The 2,879-nt window shown below is 39.5% G+C and carries 3 protein-coding genes; all 3 read left to right on the forward strand.

Features of this window, described 5'->3' with window-relative positions:
- Window positions 1-111: 111 nt before the first annotated feature.
- Entirely contained in the window at window positions 112-786 is a 675-nt protein-coding gene (locus P8O70_17795; GenBank protein ID MDG2198690.1) for a TIGR00153 family protein, read from the forward strand.
- 35 nt (window positions 787-821) lie between these two features.
- On the forward strand, window positions 822-2,081 hold the full coding sequence (locus P8O70_17800) for an inorganic phosphate transporter (GenBank protein MDG2198691.1): 1,260 nt from the start codon (window positions 822-824) through the stop codon (window positions 2,079-2,081).
- Window positions 2,082-2,210: 129 nt separating this feature from the next.
- Window positions 2,211-2,879: tyrosine-type recombinase/integrase (locus P8O70_17805; GenBank protein MDG2198692.1), on the forward strand; the 669-nt coding region annotated here is incomplete at its 3' end.

The following is a 2,879-nucleotide window of genomic DNA, read 5'->3' on the forward strand; positions in this document are numbered from 1 at the left end:
AGTCCTTTAAACAGCCGATATTTATTATTTCTCTAGTAATTTAATATTTTAAAGTAATTTAAAACAGTAGAGAAAATGATTGAAATTGAAAAAATACATTTGGATTCTTAAATGGTAAACATCAGTTCTATCTTCGCCAAATCACCTTTTAAGCCATTACACAATCACATGGATAAAGTAGTTGAAAGTGTTGCTCCACTGGAAGATTTTTTCAATTTTTTATTCTTAGAAGACTTTTTGAAGCTAGCAAAGATTAAAGACCAGATAATTGAGGCAGAAGATGAAGCCGACTCAATTAAAAATGAAATGCGAAACCATCTCCCACAAAATATCTTTATGCCTATCAACCGCAGGGACTTGCTAGAAATACTTGATATGCAAGATAGTATTGCAGATGTCTCCCAAGATATTGCTGTATTGTTGGAGCAAAGAAAAATGAAACTGAATAAAGGACTCCATAGAGATGTTATAGATTTTGTGAAAAAATCCCAACAAGTTTGCTATTCAACTAGGGATCTTATCCACGAATTTGGATATTTGATTGAATCAGGATTCGGGTTAAATGAATCAAAAAAAATGTTTAAAATGATTGACAATATCTCGTTTTTAGAAACTGAAGCTGATAGTTTAGAAGATACTCTTGTAGAAAGGTTATATGGAATAGAGAAAGATATGTACCCCGTGGATGTTATGTTTTGGTATAAAGTCTTTGAATTAATAGGTGATATCGCTGATTTTTCGAAAAAAACAAGCAATAGATTAAGACTAACGATCGCATCGAAATAAATTTCAAATCTCAACTTCTTACAACAATATATAAAATGGTAGTTGAATACGGATATATATTTATTGTACTTGCTGTAGTGTTCGGGCTTTACATGACATGGGGAATCGGTGCGAACGACGTAGCAAACGCAATGGGGACCTCAGTCGGATCAGGAGCAATCAGCGTTAAACAAGCTATCATAATTGCAGCTATTTTTGAGTTCGCCGGAGCTTTTCTTGCTGGAGGACATGTTACCAAAACAATACGCAAGGGAATTATTGATCCCACAACAGTCATTGACCAACCCGAGATTCTAGTCTGGGGTATGTTGTCAGCATTGATTGCTGCGGCGATCTGGTTGACAGTTGCAAGCTGGTTGGGCTGGCCAGTTTCTACTACGCACAGCATAATTGGTGCTCTAGTCGGATTCGCTATAGTAGGGATAGGGGTAGAAGCAGTGAATTGGCCTAAAATAGGTACAATCGTACTAAGCTGGTTAGTTTCACCTGTTGTTGGTGGAGCACTTTCATATTTTTTAATGATAAGTATTCAGAAACTGATTCTTGATACAGAAAAACCATTAATAAATGCTAAAAGATACGCTCCTTATTACGTATTTCTTGTGGGTTTTGTAATTTCGTTAGTGACTCTTTTCAAAGGATTAAAGCATTTAGACATTGATTTAAGTGTTTCACAAAGTTTTATTTTTTCGGGTATTTTAGCGTTAATTTTAACAATAATTAGTTACTTTTTGATAAATAAAATTGATGCCTCTCCTGGAGAAAGTGCTCGTGAGCAACTTAAACAAGTTGAGAAGATTTTTGGTATTTTAATGATTTTTTCAGCAAGTGCTATGGCTTTTGCTCATGGTTCAAATGATGTTGCAAATGGAATTGGACCTATGGCAGCAGTCATAAGTATTGTGGATAGTGGTGGAGAAGTTGCCCAAAAATCAGATTTACCAATCTGGATTTTACTTGTGGGAGGTCTAGGAATTGTAATAGGGCTTTCCACACTTGGTTACCGAGTAATGTTGACAATTGGAACCAAGATCACCGAACTTGTCCCAACACGAGGATTTTCAGCTGAATTAGCTGCCGCCGCTACAGTTGTAATTGCCTCACGTACGGGGATCCCTGTTTCCACTACACAAATTGCAGTTGGTGCTGTTATGGGAGTTGGTTTAGCGAGAGGAATAGGTGCGCTAGATTTGAGAGTTATTGGAGGGATCATGATGTCCTGGGTTATAACCCTTCCAGTGGGAGCTATTTTGTCAATCTTCTTCTTCTACTTCTTTCGTGGAATTTTCCTGTAAAAAGTAAAGAACCTTTGTAATCGTTGACAAACTTGTCTGATTCCTCTTTGGGAGAAAACAACCTTGATGTAGCTTACGAAGCTTTGGGGGCTATACCTGGAAAGTAAAGGCGGTCAGCTCAAAGGTGTAGTGACAGACAAGAATCGCTTCGATCTCCACTTGCGTAAACTCGTTGGAAACAAAACGCCACAGGAACTAGCCTCACTTGATATCGAGTGGTTACGCAGGCAGGTCGCCAAGAATCACAGCATCGCCACCACCCGCAATGTGCTTGAGTTACTACGTCGCATCATCAACTTTGGAGTTCGTCAGCGCCATTGTGCCGCACTCGATTGGACCATTGAACTGCCAAAACAAGATCCAAATAGCGAACGTATTGAAGTGTTAACCCCGGAACAGTTTCAGAACCTACAGCAAGTATGGGAATCTCATCCGGATCGTCAGCTTGCCCACTTGCATCAATTTATCGGCTGGACAGGATCGAGGCCCTCAGAAGCCCTCAAGCTACTCTGGAAGGATGTTGATTTTGGTCGAAGGAACTACACCAAGCGGGACACGAAGAGTGGCCAAACACTGCTTCAACCGATGAATGAAAAGGTTCGCGAGGTGCTGTTGCGGCAAAGAGGACTACTAAATAATAGCTCAGCAGAACTGCAGGAAAGCCACTACGTATTTCCGGCAAACGATGGTGATTTATGCAGATTGGATAGCTTAAAGAAGCGTTTCAGCAAACTAAGAGATTTAGCAGGTATTCCAAAAGAGTTTCGACCGAATTACTGCCTGCGAGATACAGTTGCT

It is taken from the genome of SAR324 cluster bacterium, assembly GCA_029245725.1.
Taxonomy (GTDB): domain Bacteria; phylum SAR324; class SAR324; order SAR324; family NAC60-12; genus JCVI-SCAAA005.